Origin of the sequence: Shewanella sp. YQ_9 (genome assembly GCF_043103185.1) — a bacterium.
Taxonomy (GTDB): Bacteria; Pseudomonadota; Gammaproteobacteria; order Enterobacterales; family Shewanellaceae; genus Shewanella; species Shewanella algae.
Genome location: NZ_JBICJO010000063.1, coordinates 118,852 through 137,652, shown reverse-complemented (window position 1 = coordinate 137,652; position 18,801 = coordinate 118,852). Strand labels below are relative to the sequence as shown.

Sequence of the window (18,801 nt, the reverse complement as noted above, 5' to 3'; positions counted from 1 at the left end):
CGCGATTCAGCCGACTCAGCATCCGGCATAGAAGGCCGGCTTCAAGGAATTGGCCGGGCGGTTAATCCCAAGCACTTCCCCCAAAATCAAAGGACTCGAAAACTGTGATCACCTGCTATATCAAATACGTCATCAAACCCAAGCAACTGGCCGAATTTGAACGCTACGCCAAAATGTGGATCCCCTTGGTGGAAAAGTTCGGCGGCACCCATAATGGTTATTTTCTGCCGAGCGAGGGTGCCAGCAATATCGCCCTGGCTCTGTTCACCTTCCCGAGCCTGGCGGAATACGAAAGCTATCGCAATCGAGCCAAAGACGACCCTGAATGTCAGGCGGCGCTGGTATTTGCCGAACAAACCGACTGCATTGAAAGTTATGAGCGCAGCTTCTTTCGGCCAGTGCTCGGTTAAGGAGAACGAAGATGTCTTCAAGCTTGTTTGCCCCGACACTCGAGACTTCGAGACTCAGGCTGCGGCCGCTGCAAGTGCTGGATGCCGATGCCCTGCTGGCGATATTTTCCGATCCCGAAGTGATGAAATACTGGAATACCGCTCCCTGGACCCATAGCAGCGACGCGCTGGATTTTATCTCTGCCGCCAAGCAGGGCATGACCAGGCAAGAGGGCATCACCCTTGGCATATTCCAGCGGGATACCTGTGAGCTGCTGGGGAAATGCATGTTGTTCAGCTATGACAGCGGCTCCAAACGGGCTGAGATAGGTTTTGGCCTGGGCAAAGCCGCCTGGGGCAAAGGCTATATTCAAGAGGCCGGCGAAGCCCTTATCGACTATGGCTTCAACACGCTTAAACTCAGACGCATAGAGGCCGAGATAGATCCCGGCAACAGTGCATCGGCCAAGGCTCTGGATAAACTCGGCTTCATCCGGGAAGGTTTGCTGCGTCAGCGCTGGCAAATCAATGGTGTTATTTCAGATTCGGCGCTCTATGGGCGACTGGTCAGCGACTGACCAAGGCTCTGTATCAGGAGGCTAAAGGATGAGCAAAAGCAGTAGCAAGAGCCCAATATTGAAACTCGCCGCTACCTTGACCGCCATCGCAGCACTGCTGCATCTGGCAATTATCCCAGGCGGCGCAGAATGGTATCGGCTGTTTGGCGCCGGTGAAGCTATGGCGCAAATGAGCGAAAACGGCTCCACATATCCGGCAATGGTAACCGCAGCCATCGCCCTGATACTCGCCGGCTTCTCGGCCTTTGGCTTTTCCGGCGCCGGTGTAATCAGGCCCCTGCCCTTATTGAAAACCACATTGGTGCTGATAAGCGGTATCTTCCTTGCCAGGGGGCTGCTTGGGATCCCGCTGGTGCTCTTGGGTAACTCCCCTTACCTCACAGAGCTGGCCGGCCAGATGAGCTTTATGCTGCTGACATCGGCAATCTCTTTACTAATAGGCGGCTGTTATGCCGCTGGCACAGTTAAGCTGCTGAAACAGAATGCATTAGAGTGAAACAATAAAAGGACTCGATAGTTTGGATAGTTTGCTTGATACGCTGAGGATGCTGAAGAAGTACCAAGACGATTTATACTGCAATCCACCGGCAACAGAGGCGCAAATCAATCAGTTGCTTAATGTCTGGGAGTCTATTCCACCAGATTTACTGCCCAGCGACTATCTGGATTTACTCAGGTATGCCAATGGCATCCAAATTAACAATGTCATCCTTAACTCAATCGACGAACTATTGCACTGCAGCCTGGAGCAGGATGACTTTTTACAGCTGGGCCATGAAGGCAATCTGGACAGCATAGTGTTTCACCTCTCCAGTGCCGAATACCGGGTAGTGAATTTTTTCGACTTACGGGAAACCTTTGAAAGCTTTGATTACCTGAAAGATTTGATAGCTTACCTGTTGCGGGAGCAAGGAATAATGTCTTAGGGGAACTGACATTTTGAATGTTCAAAGTTGGCTTTTCACGCCAGCGCCCTGTCGGTCAAGCGTCAGTAAGATCAGCTTTCGCCCTGGCTTTGCTCCTGTTTTTGATAGTCATCCTCCATACGGCGGACAAAGTCCTCCATCTCCTGGCCCGGGGTAATGGGGAAACGCTCCGGCAACTGTGACAGATTAACGATACGGTCGACCCGAAAGGAGCGAAAGTCGTCTCTCAGTTCACACCAGGCCAACAAGGTCCAGGTGCCGCGCCAAAAGTAGATAGCCAGCGGCCTTATTTTGCGCTGACTGGCGCTGCCTTTTACATCCTGATAGTCGAGCAACACAAAGTGGCGCAGCCTGGCTGCGATACGCAGTGGGTCAAGATAAACAAACTCTTGCTGATCCAGATAGAAGTCCGGTGAGAACATCAAACTCTGCAGTGCCCGCAAACGCTCAGGCACCACGGCTTCGACCTTGATAAGCGCCTGTTTGGCCGCCTTGCCCAGCTCATTGCCGCCCCAGGTCTGCACCATGCGGATCCCCAGTTGAATCGCTTCCAGTTCGGCCTCATTGAACATCAGCGGTGGGACACTCACCTCCTGACGCAGCAGATAGCCAAGCCCGGCCTCCCCTTCGATGGGGATACCACTGAGACAGAGATCCTGAATATCCCGGTAGATGGTTCTGACAGAGACTTCCAAGCGCTCGGCCAATACGGCCGCAGTGGTCAAACGGCGGTGGCGCAGGATCTGCACTATCTGAAACAAACGGTCGGCGCGGCGCATGACTTAATACCATTCCTTATAGCTGTTTGATTTGACTTCCAAAGTTTGGCTTGAAACGCCAGGCTTACAGCGCAGACCAATGTCGATTTATCCCTATACACCATGCATTGCCCTACTAGCCTGCCACCCTTTCATTCTTGCCGGCTGAGTAAAAGCCTATGCGCTATGGTATTCATTCAAGCAAAGACCGACATTGCGTCGGTCCCGATAAAGATAACAGCGCTGAGCTTACAACTGCATGGCCCACAAGCCAAGTCGGTTGCCTTCGGAATCGGCTATTTGGGCACAATAGCCGCATTCACCTTCCTTGATGGGCATAGGTGGCAAGAGGATTTGCACACCCTGTGCTTCCAGCTGACCTATGGTGGTACCCAGCTTGTCACCCAGATGGAGGTAAACCACGGATGCCGTCATTGAAGGGGCCATCTGCGGGTGTTTAATCAGCCCAAAGCAAGCGGTATCACCACTGGTGCGGCTGACGCTGACATACTCACACTCAGGCATAGGGTCTTCGCTGCAGTGCAGTCCCAGCACCTCTTGATAAAAACGCTTGGCGCGAGCCATATCGGCAACCGGGATCTCACTCCAGACCAAAGGGATTTCTGCTGACATTTTCACATCTCCATGTTGATTCAGTTGTGGCAGGAGGACCATCCTCCGCCGTCCTGACAAGCTTGGCTCTCAGGACGAAAACAAGTATGCACAGGTGCTGCTGACAACCTGTTGTCAGTAGTCTGAGCGAAAACACCAATAAACTTTGTATGTGAATAAGCAGATCAAAACGACAGGCCCGCAGTGCGGGCCTTTATCTATCTTCTCAGCGGCTTTCCGGGCAGTAGGTTACTTGGGCAGTGACGCCTGATGGCCGCTGACGAAGGCATCCAGCGCGGCTCTGGCCCGGCTTTCGGCATCTGCCAGGCTGTCGCTTGCCTGCATAGGCTCAACCACCTCGTAATAACACTTGATCTTGGGCTCGGTTCCCGAAGGCCGCACTATCACCCGGGCACCGCCTTCAAGGTGGAAGGTCAGCACATCACTGGCCGGTAATTCGATGATCTCCCGCCGCCCATCGGCGTAACGCCGCTCGGCCGATTTGAGATCCTCGGTCACCAATACCGCCATGCCCGCGATGGTCTCGGGAGGATTGGCCCGCAGATGGGCTCCGATATCCGGCGTTCCCGGCTTGAGCGCTATGCTCACCTGAGTATTAAGGTGCAAACCATAGTCGCGATAGAGTTCTTCCAGTCTGTCCCAGATGGTTTTGTCCTGCGCCGCCAGCTCGGCAGTCAGCTGGGCAAAAGCCACCAGCGCCGACAGGCCGTCCTTATCCCACACCATGCTGCCCACTGTATAGCCCAGCGCCTCTTCATAGGCGAACAGGAATTTATTGCTGTCGCTCTGGCGCTGCATACCAACATTGGTGAGCCACTTGAAACCCGTGAGCGTGGTATAAAACTCACCGCCCTTGGCCTTGGCGATTTTGGAGAGCAAGGTTGAAGAGACTATGGTGGTTCCCAGTAGACGCTGATTGGCCGGCGCCTTGGACAATAGATAGTGGCCCAGCAAGGCCCCCACCTGATCGCCGGTGAGCATTTGGTATTCGCCATCATCTCGGCGCACTGCTACCGCCAGCCTGTCGGCATCAGGATCGTTGGCACAGGCCAGCAACGCCTGATGCTGCTTGGCCTCGGCGATCACCAAATCCATGGCGCCCTTCTCTTCCGGGTTGGGGAACTTAACCGTTGGGAAGTCACCGTCCGGTTTTTCCTGGGCAGCGACAGAATAAACCTGAGTAAAACCGGCATCCTTGAGCACTGTCTTGGCCATTTCTGCGCCAACACCATGCATGGCGGTATAGGCCAGGCTCACCCTTTCGGGCGCCGTTTTGTGCTGCAACACATCGGCATGGAACACACCGCGGCGATAGTCCTGATAGAAATCATCCTGCAGCCAAATGAGTTTACCCTGCTTGGTGGCTTCACTCTGCTCCAGCCAAGGCAGCTCTTCGTTGGCAGCCTTATCTATGCAGGCAGCAATACCTGAGTCATGTGGCGGAATGATCTGCGCGCCGTTACCCCAATAGACCTTGTAGCCATTGTATTGCGGCGGGTTATGGCTGGCGGTCACTACGATGCCGGCGGCAGCTTCAAAGTGTTTCACCCCAAAGGCTACCAGCGGCGTGGCGGCCACTTTGGCGGTGAGTCGCACCTTAATCCCCATGGCGGTCAACACGCTGGCGGCATCATGGGCGAAGGTACGTGAATCATGGCGGCCATCGAAACCTATCACCACACCGCGGCTGGCGGCATCTTTAACCTGGGCGAGCAGATACTGCCCCAGGCCCGCTGTGGTTTGGCGGATAACCAAACGGTTCATCCGCATTGGACCGGCGCCGACCACGCCCCTGAGACCGGCGGTGCCGAAGGCCAAACGGCCGGCAAAGCGGGCGGCCAATTCAGTTTCATTGCCTTCGGCTTTAAGACTCAACAGCTCATCCCGAGTTTTAGGGTCGGGATCTATGTCCAGCCAATGTTTCAGTTGCAGCTCCAGATGAGTATTCATAGGTGGCCTCTTTGATAATCAGTTTCATTCCAAAGTAAGAAAAACTCAGGTCCGCGACAAGTGAATTTGCATTAATTTTATGATTTTGTTCGAACTTTAAAGCAGCCCCTCCTACTTAAGTCAGTCCTTTGCCATCAGTATGGCTAGTTTGCAGCGGCAACGAGAACTCTTGTAGAGCGGCTCCCGGCTTGATTTAGCTTGGCTTAAATTTCTGCTTCATATCGGAGTTGGCTTCTCAGCAGATTGATACCGGCATTTCAGCGGGACATATTGATGGAGATAACGTTATTGAAGATCTCCTTGTCAAATTGCTGCTCCAGTTGTTGCCGCCAGGGCATGGGACAAACACGCACCAGGAAGAACTGTTCCCGGGAGGTATCTGTCACAAATGCCATGCCGTGCTGCATCAATTCATAGTGGATATCATGGACAAACACCATGGAGAAATTCTGCCTGCCGGTAAGCTGGTTGATATCCTCACGGCTCATGCTGACCCCATGCTCTACCTGCTCGAAACGCTTGTAAAGCCAGTCGGCAAACTCTTTGGCACTGACCATAGACATAATCCCATTCCTTATAGAAGTTTGAGTCACTCAAAGCGCTGTCAGCCGTTCGAGTACCAGCCGGATTGGCGATAGCATAGTGATTCTATGGCGAGTCAGGTTAGGCGGTCATCGACTGGCCATATCCATAAACTATAGTCGAGCCCGGAGTGCCGGGGAGATGAATGGCAACCCGCCTGAAACAGTCGCAGAGTTCACAGACAAAGCCCAAATGTAAAAACGCCCCACAAACCTGATTGCGGGGCGTTTTGTCAAATAGCCAAGTAGGCCGTTAAAGGATCAGAGCTTGAAAATATTGTCTTCCGAGTCCCGGTCCACCAGCTTGATGAAGGGATCGACCCCGACATAGGCAGGTTTTTCGCTCAGCACCAGTTCGAGATGATTCTCTCCGCTCTTGAGCCGATATTTGTGCAGCGACAACACCTGATCATCCTGTTTGAGCTTGTCCGGGTTAACCTTGAAGGCGCCTATATCAATCCACTCGTCCAGCGGTACCTCCTGCTCAGCGCCCTTCTCTGAAGCGACCCGGCGTTGGGCATAGATATCCAGACTGACTTTAAACTGGCCTTCCGGCGTTTCGGTTACCTTGGCCTCGGTCAGACGCAGGTCATAGAGGCTGATCTCAGAGAAGGAGTCCTCAATGAAACGCGCCTCGGCGCCGTCCGTATCCCGCTTCAGATAGCTGAGCAGGTCCAGAGTGGTCGGGAAAGGATCGCCGCGGAACTTGTAGCGCTCAAGGAATGCCTTCAAATTGGCATTGAGCCGTTCTTCACCCAGGCGGTCACGGATCCCCATCATGATCACCGAGCCCTTCTGATAATGGATATAGCCCTGCCCTTCACTGCGCAGTAGCGGTTGCTCGCCCTTGCTTTCCGATGAGCGACCTCGCAGGTAGCGGTCAAGCTCATACTTGAGGAATCGGCGCAGCATCTGCGGGCCATACTTGTGCTCCATCACCATCAGCGCCGAGTATTGTGACAGGCTCTCGGAGATAACCGCACTGCCCTGTACATCGGCAGCGCCAACCTGATGCCCCCACCACTGGTGTGCCACTTCGTGGGCCGTCACATAATAGACGGGGTCAATATTGTCCGAGTTGCGCAGGTCGGTGATAAAGCCGATACGCTCAGAGTAAGGCACAGTGTTGGCAAAACTCTGGGCAAAGGAGCGATAACCGGGAAACTCTACTATACGCAGTTGCTTGTGTTGATAGGGACCAAAAGCCTGGGTGTAATAGTCGATAGAGTCTTTCACCGACTCTATCATTCGCTCCACGTTCCAATAGTGGGCCGAATGGTAGTACACCTCGATCACTATGCCCTTGTACTTCTGCCGGTCCACTTCGAAACGTCCGGAGAGGATCGAATAGAAGTTAACCATGGGGCTATCCATCTTGTAATGGAAGAAGTTGCGACCATTTTCACGCCATTGCCGCTGCAGGTATCCGGGCACCAGTGCCATCTGCTGGCCTGAGGTGGAAACCGTGGCTTCAAAGTCGATAAAGTCGCCGTCTACGCCAAAGAAGTTCTGCCGATAAAAGCGCGTGTCTTCCAGCTTATTGGCTCTTGGTTTGTCTTCAAGACCACGTTTCTCACGCTCGTGGCGATCGCTGAGTTCATAGCCTTCCTGATACCCAAACTGAGGCAGCAGCTCGATATTATTGATAAAGGTGCCGTTTTCGACCACAGACAGATCGAAGTTGGACTCTTCAACCCCTTGGGTTTCCCGAATCAAATGAATGCGGCCGCTGATTTTCTCCCCCGGCGGCAACGGCTTGTCAAACACCAGCCAACTGACATTGAACTTATCGTCAAACTCGCCCAGAGTTGCCCCTGGCAAGGTGATGCTGAGATCTTCCGCGCGGGTGTGGGACGGCAGACTAACCAGCAATTTGCTTATCGGCTTGTCCTGTTTGTTAACCCAATCAAGCTTGATATCTGCCTCGATTCGCCGTGACTCGGGATAGATATCAATGTCGGCCTTGACCGCAGTGGTCGTCAGCACGGGCAAAGACGCATACTGCTTGAATTTCTTCTCATAGTCGGCGCGCAGGTCGGTTTCCTCATCATTGGTATAGTAATGATTGACCACCTTGGTCTGGTAGAAGAGATAGCTGCCGCTGGCAACAAACAGCAGTACCCCAAAGGCCGCCAGCAAGCGTCCCTTGGTCCCCAGCTGACCGCCCAGCAGGGCAAACCTGTGTTTCAGAGACTGTTTCGGCCCCCTGTGATAGAGGCCATAACCCAGCACAAACAGCAGCAGTGAGAAACCGCCCCAATAGAGCATATACAGGCTGTGGCTCAAGAGTCCCCAGCCGTAACCGTTCATATCCGAATAGGCCAGATAAGGAGAAGCGCCGAAGTTGTACAGCGAATGGCCGAATCCCCAACTGGCCATCACAAAGGTCGTCAGGTAGTAGGCGACAAACAGTCCCATACCGGCATACTTGTTCGGGCTGAGCACCTGAAAGAAGAACGCCAGAACCGCCGACATCAGCAGTGGCAACAGATAGTAGAAGCCCAACCTGATGGCGTATTGAGCCAGTTCGAGATTGTACTGCCCCTTGATCAGTTGGAAAGTAATTGTGGTCAGGGTCGCCAACAGGTACAGAAGCGCCATCACCAACACCACAGCCACCAGTTTGGAGGTCCAGAACACCAGATTCGGCACCGGCAGACTGTCGACTATGTCCCCCATTCCGGAGTTGCGCTCACGCCAGACAATCTCGGCGCTGTAGTAGATGAGTACTATCACCATCAGCAAGCCGGTGGCCCCGGCAATATTATCGACCATGTCTTGGGTCAGCGGCCAATTGGAGGTACCGTACCAACCAAAATCACCGAACATGGGTCCGACCAGGTTAAAGACGGTGAGCAGTCCCAAAATCACAAATGGTGCTGTGTAGAGCACCTGGCGGATTTCAAAGCCGACTCGGGCCTTGAACTGTGCCGAAGTAGATGGCGAGCTTGCGCGGCTCAGTTGCTGCAAGGGCTGCAATGCCGGGGTTGCAGACTGCTTGCCGGAGCGTTTGTCCTTCTTGCGAGTAAGTGTTGGTTGGCGCCAGACCTTGGCGACAAGCAGCAAGATGACCGCCAGAGAAAGCCACATGGCGCGGTTGCTGAGCATAACACCGGTCAGCTCCACCAACTGGGTGTTTTTCTCGGCTATGGTCCAGTAACGGGTAACGTCGGCAAAGGTGCGCAGTGCAAAGGGATCCAACATGGCCGCCAGCGTGCGAAACTGGGGCTGACTGGCCAGTTCGCCGGTGAGGTTGTAGATAATAAGCAGTGCTACGGCTGTCAGATACAAACCCATCATGGAGCGAAAACGGCTGGCCATGGCATAAAACAGCGCCGATATCAGCAGCAGGCTCGGCGCGGCCAACAGCAACAAGGGCAGCAGATAATAGCTGAGCCGATTTTCACCGAAACGGCTGGCATCGACCCAAGGCATAAAAGAGCCGAGCCACATCGCCAGCGGCACCATGGAAAACACCGCCATGACCACCAGATAACTGCCGAAAAAACGCCCCAACTGATAGGCCAGCGGAGTCAGCGGTTTGGAATAGATCAGTTCCTCCATCCCGTGCTGCTGGTTGCGCACCGCTGTACTACCGACAAAGTTGACCACGGCAAACATGGAGATAAAGCTCATGATCAGCAGGGTCTGGGCAATGCTGAAGGGGCTGTTCTTCAGCACCTCACCGCCACCACCTATCTGCACATTGTTGGATACAACGGATAGAAAGCTGATTAAAAACAACAGCAAAGAAACAACATAAAAAGATGGCTGCCGCAGATAGTAGCGCCATTCAAAGCGTAACATGGAAACAAACATGGGCAGTTCCTCAGGCAGCCTGAACCGGCTTGCTGTTGCGGTGGCGATACAGGGTGCTGAAATAAAGATCTTCCAACCCCGGCGTTGCCTGAGTAAAACCTTCCGGCGCCGAATCGGCCCAGACATGCAGCACAGTGCGGCCGGCAAACAGGCGTTTGGCAATCACATTGAGCTGTTGTTCAAGCTCGCTGGCCTCGGCCTGGCTGACGGTGCGAGTCCAAATTTTTTGCTCCAAAGAGACCACCAACTCCATGGGATTGCCCTGCAGCAGGATCTGACCACCGGCGAGCACCGCCATATTGGCGCAAAGCTCCGAGACATCTTCCACTATATGGGTCGAGAGGATAATCACCTTCTCTTCCCCCAGGCTCACCAACAAGTTGTGGAAACGGTTGCGCTCCTCAGGATCCAAGCCGGCGGTGGGTTCGTCGACAATCAACAGCTTAGGGTCGCCAAGCAGCGCCTGCGCAATCCCGAAACGTTGACGCATACCGCCGGAAAAACCGCTGACCGCCTTGTTCTTGTGTTGATAAAGGTTGGTGTGTGCCAGTAAGCCATCCACCATCTCACGCCGCTCACCCTTGTTGTTGATCCCTTTGAGAATAGCCAGGTGATCGAGCAAGTCCCAGGCGCTGATCCTGGGGTAAACGTTAAAATCCTGCGGCAGATACCCCAGGGTCTGACGCAATTTTTGCGGCTGTTTGAGAATGTCTATGCCGTCGAAACTAATGCTGCCGCTATCGGCACTTTGCAATGCGGCTATGGTGCGCATCAAAGAGGATTTGCCTGCACCGTTGGGGCCGAGCAGACCAAACATCCCTTTGTCTACCTGTAGATTTACATTATCCAGTGCCTTAACACCGTTGTCATAGGTCTTGCTTAGGGCTTCGATACTGAGCATAGTTTCCTCATGCCGGAGAGATAAATGAATACCAAGCTAGCATGATTTAAACATTACAACTTGCAAAATTTGTAACAAAGATTCAAACATTTAACATACTTTGTTCGCTAACGCCGATAACCTTTTGCTGTACAGTTTCTCAGCGGCGCAGAGATGCCGCCAGTGATAGATTGCAATATGTGCGGTACTTTGGTGCAGTACTTTGGCTCGACTAAAAGGCCTTCACTTGCTGCAGTTTCAACCCATTGAAATCCTGCAGCCCTGTGAGTCTCGGCCCCTGGTAAACCAGGCTATCTTTTGCTCCGGCAGCAAAGGCAAGTTCCTGCAAGGCGCGCTCTTCTATCATGGTCAGGCCACCGGCATATTCGTCGCTTGGCTGGATGATAAGCAAAGGCGCCTTGGCAAAAAGTTTTCGCGGTAGTACCCGCTTAACCAGCTGTTTGAGCAGGATTTCGGCCAGGTAAAAGTCCGCCAACGGGGTACGGACATGTTCGAAGGGATTGAGGCATTTCACTCCCTTGGTCGCGGCCAGTCGCCGCGCTTCATCGCCCACTGCCAACAGCTTGAAACTGCCCTTGTTATCCTGCTGCACTGCCACCTCAGGAATGGTCTCAAGACTGACTTGCCCCAGACTATGGCGACTGTCGGCAAGGGTGAGCCTGATACGTTTGGCGTTGAACTCGATATAAATAAGCGCCGGCTTTGTGCCGGACAACAGCGAAAACATGTTATTTCCTTATGATTTTCTTGAGCTAGTGGCCAAGAGAGCGCTTTAGCTTATTCATCCCCTGCTCCATACTGACGATGACCTTGTAATCCAAGTCGCGCTTGGCGGCTGAGATGTCGTAGTAGTGGCTGCAGGAAAGCTGTTTGGCGACAAAGCGGGTCATCAGCGGCTCCTGCTTGATAGCCAGCAGTCGGTATATTCCTTCGAGCATGGCGCCAATGACGTAGGCCAGAGTGGCCGGTACCCGCTTTTCCACCGCGGGTAAGTTGTCACAGGCAAGAATGCTGTCGAGCATGGCCGCCATAGTAAGGGGCTGATCGTTACTGACAAAATAGGCCTTGCCATTGCAGCGACAAGGTTCAGCCAGCAGGCTCCTGGCCGCGCTCAGGTGGGCAAAGGCGGCATTATCGATATAAATGGTGTCCACCAACTTATCGTCATGACCCACCAACTTGAGCCGACCCTTGCGGCCTCGCTCCAGCACGCGGGGCACCAGATGAGGATCGCCAGGCCCCCAAATCAGGTGCGGCCGAATGGCCACTGTCTTCAAGCCGTTTTGGGCGCTGGCCAGCACCAACTCTTCCGCTTCCGACTTGGAGGCGCCGTAATGGTTGAGATAACGCCTGGCGTAGGGAACGGATTCATCGATACCGGCCTCATCCTTGCCATCGAAGGTGACACTCGGCGTGCTGGTATAGACCAGATAACCAATCCCCAATTCACGGGCGCAGGCGATGATGTTTTCGGTCCCCAACACATTGGGGCGAAAATAGCTCGCTCTGCTGCCCCAGACTCCGGCCTTGGAGGCAACGTGAAAGATAAGCTCACAGCCATCGAGGGCTTGTTTCAGTGCCTGCTTGTCGCAAATATCGGCGCGCACCATGGTAGCGCCCATGGCCTCGAGCGCCGGATAATGGCCCCTGGCCACCCCCACTACCTGAATACCGGCAGCCAGCAGCGGCCGACATATGGCCTCTCCCAAAAAGCCTCCGGCGCCTGTCACCAATACCCGCTTGACTCGGGTCGCAAGTTCCCGGGCCAGCGCCAACAGCTCGGGATGAAGTTCATCATGCCCGGTTTCTTGTGACAAAGCCGCTGTCTCTTGTAATAAAGCCGCGGGCAAATCCTGCGATGAGGCTATTGACTCAGATGATTGAGATTGCGGTGCTGATGTGGCCATAGTGGTTTTCTGTCTCTGTTATCTATTTTGGTTTTCAGCGGTTTCCATCCAACTGTTTTTGCGCCCAAACGGCAAGTTGCTCGCGGAATATCTTGGCATTGTGGCGCACATCCATGGGAAATCCCGGATGCAACATAAAATGCCTGATGCCCCGGGTCAGTGGCTGCTTGTCGGCAAGAGCCTGCAACTCGGTAAACAGCTGTTGCTGCTCGGCTGGCGACAGGGATTGCTCAAGCTCGATGCAGATAAGCGGCGCTTTTTCGGGCACTGTGCTATCAGGGGAAGTGCTCTCAAGGAAAGCGCTCTCTTGGACTGTCCCCCCGCCGCCAGGCTTATTCTGCATCAGTTCAACGCCAACCAGTGCCGAACGTTTAACCTGAGGATGGGTATTGAAAATTCGCTCACAGGGAATAGACAGATAGCGCTTTTGCAGCTCACCGTCCTGAATGACATCCACTCTGTGGGCCTTGCGGCCACACATCCATAAACGGCCCTCGGCATCAAGATAACCGAGATCGCCCATCCGGTGCAGTTGCCGGCCTTTATAGGCAATCTTGGCCTGTTTGTTGGCGCCTTCACGGCGATAGTAGCTCTGGTTGACCACAGCGCCGTCAACGACGATTTCGCCTATCTCCCCCGTCGCCAACTCAAGAGTCGGCGACCAGCTGTCGATGGCCTCTTCACTGATCCCTATGATACTGACCCTTATTCCGGATACCGGCTTACCAACACAGATGCCGCCGCCCTTGTCGGTGATGGCGGCGGTGGCGCCAAGCGCCTTGCTGCCAACCATGGAGACTGGCAGGGATTCGGTGGCGCCATAGGAGTTGAGCACTTCGACATCCTCGGCCAACATGGCGGAGAAACGCGCTATCGCCTTGGGATCGGCCGGCGCGCCGGCCGATATCACCCGCTTCAGGCTATGCAGCCGGCGCCCGTTTCCGCCGCGTCCCAAACGGTCGAGCAAGGCGGGGTTCACGAACATATTGCTGCAGGCATAGTGCTCTATGGCGGCAAACAAGTTTTCCGGTCTGGCGGTTATCGGTTTGCTGGCATCCATTTCAGGCACTATCGATGCCATCCCCAGCGCCGGTCCAAAGAGGGCAAATAGCGGGAAGGTCGACAGATCCCGCTCGCCGGGACGAATGCCATAGTCATTTTGCAGCGCGGTTATCTGCGCCTCAAACATACCGTGGCTGTAGACCACGCCTTTGGGAGTGCCGGTGCTGCCACTGGTAAACAAGATGGCCGCCATCTGCTGCGCGCCGAGCTGCGCCATGGGAAATGTGACTGACTCTGGTGCCCTGGCCAACAAACGGCTGACACTGCTGCCACCCCAAGGAGGGTTACGGCCAAGAAAGCCTTCACCTGCCGTCAGCAACAAGCGGATACTGGGTTTGCCCCAACCGAACAGCAATCTGGCCACATGGGCCTTGGGGATCCCGATAAAGGCGTCGGGTTCGGCTTCGGCCAGACACTGCTTGAGCTTGGCGATCCCCATACCTGGGTCCACCATCACAGGGATGATCCCCGCCTTGAACAGGGCAAAGGTAAGCACAAAAAACTCTATCCCCGGAGTCACCATAAGCACAGCTTTCATCCCGGGTTTGAAGCCATAGTCGAGCAAAGCGCTGGCAAGCCGGTCGCTGTCGCTGTCCAGGGTCTTGAAATCAAGCTCCTGGTAACTGAACTTACCACCGCAGCGGCGCTGCACGGCAACCGCCAAGTCCTCGCTCTGGTTAATGGCCGCCTGCTTCAGGTGGCGACACAGGTTGTGCCCCTTGGCGGAGTTTGCCTCCGGGGCCTGTTCATTTGCGGCCACTTGCGAGTCTTCGGCGGGTGGGAACATCTCAGTCAGCGCTCCCGGCTGAGGTTGTTTCCGCCGATGCCTTTTCTTCAGGGTTAGATGTTTGTTCGTCGGCGCTTTTGGCCACTGCCGTTTTAGCGATAAAGCGGCGAATATGGGCTATCACCTCATCACTGGCGTCTTCAAGAATATAATGGCCGCAGTCAGCAAAGGCGTGCAGCTCGGCTTTGGGCAAGCGCTGCTGCCAACCTTCAAGGAAGTGCCGGTCAAAGACAAAGTCCTTGAGACCCCAAAGAATAATAGTCGGCACCTGGGTAAACTGCTGCAAACTGGCATCAATCGACTGTACCAAGTCCCAGTTTCTGTCACCGGGCTTGAGCGGAATATCCTGAACAAACCTCAAAGTCGAGATTCGATTTTGCCAGGAGTTGAATGGTGCCACGTAGGCACGGCGCACATCCGCGGCCATGGGCGCACGTTTAACTCCCACATAGGAAGCGGCGGATGAGAAGGCATTGAAGCCTCGCACCAGCAGGGTGCCAAGCGCAGTATCGCGGCAGATTTTCAGCGCCAGCGGCAAGGGCTTGCTCTTTGGCAAACCGAAGGCGGCGGTATTGAGCAGCACCAGGCGTTTAATCCTCTCGGGATAGCGGGCGGCATAGCCCATGCCTATCATGCCGCCCCAGTCATGCAGCACCAGTGTGATATTGCTGCGAATATCCAGACTGTCCAGCAGTGCTTCCAGATCGTCGATACGCTGCGCCAGAGTGTAGTCATAGGCATCATCGCCCGGTTTGTCGGACAAGCCGCAACCTATATGATCCGGCACCACACATTCATATTGGTCGCTTAACGCCTGCACCAGGTTACGGTAGTAAAAAGACCAGCTGGGGTTACCGTGCACCATCACCACGGCATCGGGGCGTTGGCCGTTAATCCCGGCGGGTTTTTCATGCACATAATGCAGTTTGTGGCCGCCGAGCGTGATGAAATGACGCTTGAACGGGAAGAGTGTATCTAGGGTGGCCATTGGCTATCCTGTTGTTAATTTTGGTTATTTAGGCACTATTCTAATGGGCCCTGTCGAATGGGCATTGTCTAAAACCTGTATCAAGGGCTTACCAGCGCAGCCCCAGCATCATGCAGTTGAGTCCCGAGCCTATGCCAAGAAAGCTCACCCGGTCGCCTGCCTGCAAAAAGCCTTCACCGTGGGCCAGCGCCGCCGACACAGGCAAAGAGACAGTGCCCATATTGCCAAGGCGGGCAAAGGTGGGAAACTCTTTGTGCTCGGCAATGCCCAGGGCGCCCAGTACTTGCTTTCGGTTGGCAGCCCCCACCTGATGACAGATAACCTTATCCACCTGTCCGGCAAGCCACTGGCGCTGCTGCAAAAACTGCTCCCAGGTCTGGCGCGCCAGCTCCACCCCCTCCTTCAAAAGGGCAACGGCATCTGTGCGCATCACTTCGCGGTAGAGGCGGTTACCGACCTCGACAAAACCCCACTGACACATCTGATGATGCTCCGGCGCCGCCAACTGACTGGCACCGAGCAACTGATGCTTGCGGGAGGTGGTAAGCGGCAAGCTGCCATCCGTGAGGATAACGGCCACGGCACCTGAGCCGCCGGTCAGGGTGGCCAGAGAAGCCGCAAAGTTTGCCATGCTGGGTTCAGCCAGCATCTGCTCTATGGACGCCTCGACTATCTCCCGGGATGATTCACAGGACACCACCATACCGGCGCGGATCTGCCCCAGTTCTATACGGTTGGCCACATCCAGAATACCGGACAGGACTCCCAGGCAGGCGTTGCTGATATCAAAAACGGCGCAGTCGCGCCCGATACCTATGGCAGAAGCCACAGCACAGGCCGTGGCCGGCTCATGCTGATCACGGCACACGCCGGTGTAAACCAAGGCGCCCAGTTGTTTGGGCTCCAGCCCAGTCTCGGCCAGCGCCTTTTGGGCGGCGCACACTGCACCTTGGGAAACCTTGAAGCCCTTGGGCCACCAACGACGCTCCTCAATGCCCGTCAGGGCAGCGAGTTGCCCAATAGGGATACGAAACTTTTGATAAAGCGGCGCAAGCCGGGATTCCAACTCGCGGCTGGACACCATTTCCGGCGCCAACTCATAAGCCAGACTATTGATATACACACGGGAATAATTCATGAAAAGCCAATCGCTCTCTCGGGCGCTCTGTGCCCTTGTTATCTTTTGGGGTCGTGATAATTAAGTCTTATGCCCCAGGCTGGCGTCATTTGACCAAGAAACGCCGGGGTATTCAATAAAAAACGCATTAAGCCGGTACTTGGCGCCGACTAATTCCCCGCTTGAGAGACATCTCTGTCCAAGCGGGCGTTGTTGTTTCATTTATCGGCTACCAGGCAACCAGGCATGGATTAAGGCATTGCGCGGCGTGGTGGCCTGCTCACAAAAGGCGCCTAGCTGCACCCGGTAACCGGCCTCCAACAGGAAACAGACCCTATCGAGCAGCAGATACCGTTCAATAACCGGCCGAAACAGATGTGCCGCCAAGTCAATACGGGCGGTTAATCTGCGCCTTTGCTCCCCCAAGCGCTGATAGGCGGCAAAATCCACCGCCTCAGGCAATAGCACTCCCTTTTGCGCCGCGGCCCAAAGACAGAAGTCCTTGAAGCTGCCGGACAGCTGACTCTGCCGTACCGCAGGCAGTGGCAGATAAGTGTCCTGAGCACGCACTTCACGCTGCAGACTATCGAATCCGAGCCGCCAACTGACCTCTTTGATCCTGTCGGCGCGCGCCTTTTGATTGGCAATAACACTGTGATTAAGCGGCAGTTGCAGCGCCGTCTTATCCAGTCGCAGCGCCTGCTCTTGGGCACTTTGACTCAAGGGAGTGATATTGCCGGAGGGCAAGAGGTGATAACAACAAGGGGAAACCGAGACCACAGCGGTACCACTTGCAACCGCGCGGCGCAGCAGCGTCAGGTGCAGCTCGCCGCAGGCATGCAGCGCAATAGCATGCTGCTTGGGCTTGAGATAACAAGGCTCGTCGGCAAAGGCATCGGCACAGACAAATTGCTGCGGCAAGTTACGTTTTTTTGCCGCTAGCTCGCCGGCTTCGCACAAAGATGCTTGCAACTCCAGGCTCAATACCGCCTTGCCGCTCAAGGCGCTGAGCAGGCGCCCGAGATGCCCTTTTCCGGCGCACCACTCCAATAAAGGAAAGGGGTTGTTATGGGTGGCTATGGTATTGGCAAAGCGGCTTATCTGCTGCCATTTTCGGCCCTTTATACCGGCACTGAGCCGGGCCTCGGTTGACGCGCAGAGCTTAGGTTGGTCGTTATCCTTTTCAGGTGCCGGATAATCAAAGAGGTGCCAGGCAAAGTGTCTCTTGTCCCACAGGGCCAATTCCTGCTCGCTCAAGTCTGCAACCAAGGCCGGCCAGAGGGTTGCCAACAACAATGACTGACTGGCATCCACAGTCTCGAGCGCATCGTCATCAATAGCCCAGAGCGCTGCGGCCAGCTTGGCAAAGCGCTGCTGCCAGGGAAGCTTGTGGTGCTCGAAACTCCTGACACTCCAAAGCGCGCGGCTTGAGAGCAACAATTGACTGAGCTGTCGAAGCTCTGCTTTCACCTCGGGCAAGCTGCAATCAACTGCCGTCAGCCGGGTTTCAACCCTGCCAGCCACTGGCTCGGCTTGCCGGGGGGAATTCTGTTGGCAGTCACACATTTTACTGGCCCGATTAACTTAAAGGGGTCGCATTATAGCCCCTGGTTGCCTTTGAGGAAAATAGCGCCACCCAAGCAGGAAACAGGGGCAAAGCCTGCGAAAAAGCTGGGGTTGAGTCTCCCGCTTGCTGATAGCTTTACAGCCAAGGGGAAAAGCCAGCAGTAAGGACTAATTCACATAACAATTTGATTAAAAGTGGATTATTGTTTCAATAAACTATGTCTAAAGCCCGAATTATCATCTTTCCTGGCGGCCTGGCAACGAAAGCTGCCGCCGCTATTTTCAGGTATAAATCCGCTCAAAGCTGTTACCTTTGCACCTGCCGCAATAGACTGATGTACCCAAGCTGACAAAACAATCGAACCAACTCAATCTAACGAACTCAATCTAACGAAATGGTCGAGTGAAATTGGTAGAGCGAAATCAATCGCGCCAATTCATGGCGCTACACTCCGCCGCTGAACAGAATATTGATAAGAAGGGTGTTGAATGATCCAATCTCCCTGTGTGGCGCGCTGCGGCCTCAATGAAGACGACTTTTGTATGGGCTGCCTGCGCCATATAGATGAAATCGTCAATTGGAGCCGTTGCCCGGATGAAGAGAAACGCGCCATTATTGCCAAACTCCCGGAGCGAAAACGCGCCTTTTCGGGCATGGAAAACAGCGGCATTATCAGCAGAACCAAATACCTCGAGGCAGAGGCCAGGCTTGGGCGCAGCGACAAGAGCAATGCAAGCAAAAAAGAGTGATACAGCTTTAAGCGTTCAAGGCAACTAAGCCTTCATAAAGAAAAAGACCGCAATCGCGGTCTTTTTGGAATTTATGGATCACTCAGTCA

The 18,801-nt window shown here is 54.5% G+C and carries 17 protein-coding genes; 5 read left to right on the top strand and 12 right to left on the bottom strand.

Translation table 11 applies throughout. The features are described 5' to 3' along the window. Positions 1–104: 104 nt before the first annotated feature. From ACF8D4_RS17730 to ACF8D4_RS17715, 4 genes are read left to right on the top strand one after another with little or no spacing between them, the layout of a single operon-like run. Positions 105–410, top strand: a complete 306-nt coding sequence (locus ACF8D4_RS17730; protein WP_025009831.1) for an NIPSNAP family protein — start codon at positions 105–107, stop codon at positions 408–410. A gap of 11 nt (positions 411–421) precedes the next feature. Further along, positions 422–967 (top strand): GNAT family N-acetyltransferase, encoded by a 546-nt coding sequence (locus tag ACF8D4_RS17725; RefSeq protein ID WP_221052758.1) that lies wholly within the window; start codon positions 422–424, stop codon positions 965–967. A gap of 28 nt (positions 968–995) precedes the next feature. Next, positions 996–1,463 (top strand): hypothetical protein, encoded by a 468-nt coding sequence (locus ACF8D4_RS17720; RefSeq protein ID WP_144218358.1) that lies wholly within the window; start codon positions 996–998, stop codon positions 1,461–1,463. A 22-nt stretch (positions 1,464–1,485) separates the two neighbouring features. Further along, the gene (locus ACF8D4_RS17715) at positions 1,486–1,893 is read left to right on the top strand and encodes a hypothetical protein (protein WP_219003995.1); all 408 of its coding nucleotides are present in this window, start codon (positions 1,486–1,488) and stop codon (positions 1,891–1,893) included. Between the two features lie 71 nt (positions 1,894–1,964). Here the strand turns inward: ACF8D4_RS17715 and ACF8D4_RS17710 are convergent, their stop codons facing one another. The 12 genes from ACF8D4_RS17710 to ACF8D4_RS17655 form a co-directional block, all read right to left on the bottom strand. Beyond that, positions 1,965–2,672, bottom strand: a complete 708-nt coding sequence (locus tag ACF8D4_RS17710) for a YafY family protein (protein ID WP_208135617.1) — start codon at positions 2,670–2,672, stop codon at positions 1,965–1,967. A 228-nt stretch (positions 2,673–2,900) separates the two neighbouring features. Next, positions 2,901–3,284, bottom strand: a complete 384-nt coding sequence (locus ACF8D4_RS17705) for a VOC family protein (protein ID WP_025009828.1) — start codon at positions 3,282–3,284, stop codon at positions 2,901–2,903. 228 nt (positions 3,285–3,512) lie between these two features. After that, a complete protein-coding gene (locus tag ACF8D4_RS17700; RefSeq protein WP_345854709.1) occupies positions 3,513–5,234 on the bottom strand; it encodes a phospho-sugar mutase in 1,722 nt (573 codons plus the stop codon). Between the two features lie 257 nt (positions 5,235–5,491). Beyond that, positions 5,492–5,797 carry a hypothetical protein gene (locus tag ACF8D4_RS17695; RefSeq protein ID WP_025009827.1) on the bottom strand — a complete coding sequence of 102 codons (306 nt, stop codon included), beginning with the start codon at positions 5,795–5,797 and terminating at the stop codon, positions 5,492–5,494. 279 nt (positions 5,798–6,076) lie between these two features. Further along, a complete protein-coding gene (locus ACF8D4_RS17690; RefSeq protein WP_208186017.1) occupies positions 6,077–9,634 on the bottom strand; it encodes a M1 family aminopeptidase in 3,558 nt (1,185 codons plus the stop codon). A 10-nt stretch (positions 9,635–9,644) separates the two neighbouring features. Beyond that, positions 9,645–10,535, bottom strand: coding sequence for an ABC transporter ATP-binding protein (locus ACF8D4_RS17685; RefSeq protein ID WP_107004578.1), 891 nt, complete (start codon positions 10,533–10,535; stop codon positions 9,645–9,647). A 211-nt stretch (positions 10,536–10,746) separates the two neighbouring features. Next, positions 10,747–11,262 carry a rod shape-determining protein gene (locus ACF8D4_RS17680; RefSeq protein WP_144219957.1) on the bottom strand — a complete coding sequence of 172 codons (516 nt, stop codon included), beginning with the start codon at positions 11,260–11,262 and terminating at the stop codon, positions 10,747–10,749. Between the two features lie 25 nt (positions 11,263–11,287). Then, complete coding sequence (gene oleD / locus ACF8D4_RS17675) at positions 11,288–12,352, bottom strand: 2-alkyl-3-oxoalkanoate reductase (protein ID WP_392466043.1); 1,065 nt, start codon at positions 12,350–12,352, stop codon at positions 11,288–11,290. Between the two features lie 124 nt (positions 12,353–12,476). After that, the gene (gene oleC / locus ACF8D4_RS17670; RefSeq protein ID WP_392466040.1) at positions 12,477–14,291 is read right to left on the bottom strand and encodes an olefin beta-lactone synthetase; all 1,815 of its coding nucleotides are present in this window, start codon (positions 14,289–14,291) and stop codon (positions 12,477–12,479) included. Between the two features lies 1 nt (position 14,292). Further along, positions 14,293–15,279 (bottom strand): alpha/beta fold hydrolase, encoded by a 987-nt coding sequence (locus ACF8D4_RS17665; RefSeq protein WP_392468902.1) that lies wholly within the window; start codon positions 15,277–15,279, stop codon positions 14,293–14,295. Between the two features lie 88 nt (positions 15,280–15,367). Then, positions 15,368–16,417 (bottom strand): 3-oxoacyl-ACP synthase III, encoded by a 1,050-nt coding sequence (locus ACF8D4_RS17660; protein ID WP_028780321.1) that lies wholly within the window; start codon positions 16,415–16,417, stop codon positions 15,368–15,370. A 201-nt stretch (positions 16,418–16,618) separates the two neighbouring features. Further along, on the bottom strand, positions 16,619–17,920 hold the full coding sequence (locus ACF8D4_RS17655; protein ID WP_258181176.1) for an SAM-dependent methyltransferase: 1,302 nt from the start codon (positions 17,918–17,920) through the stop codon (positions 16,619–16,621). 534 nt (positions 17,921–18,454) lie between these two features. Here ACF8D4_RS17655 and ACF8D4_RS17650 point away from each other — a divergent pair. Further along, complete coding sequence (locus ACF8D4_RS17650) at positions 18,455–18,712, top strand: DUF1289 domain-containing protein (RefSeq protein ID WP_107111037.1); 258 nt, start codon at positions 18,455–18,457, stop codon at positions 18,710–18,712. The last annotated feature ends 89 nt before the right edge of the window (positions 18,713–18,801 follow it).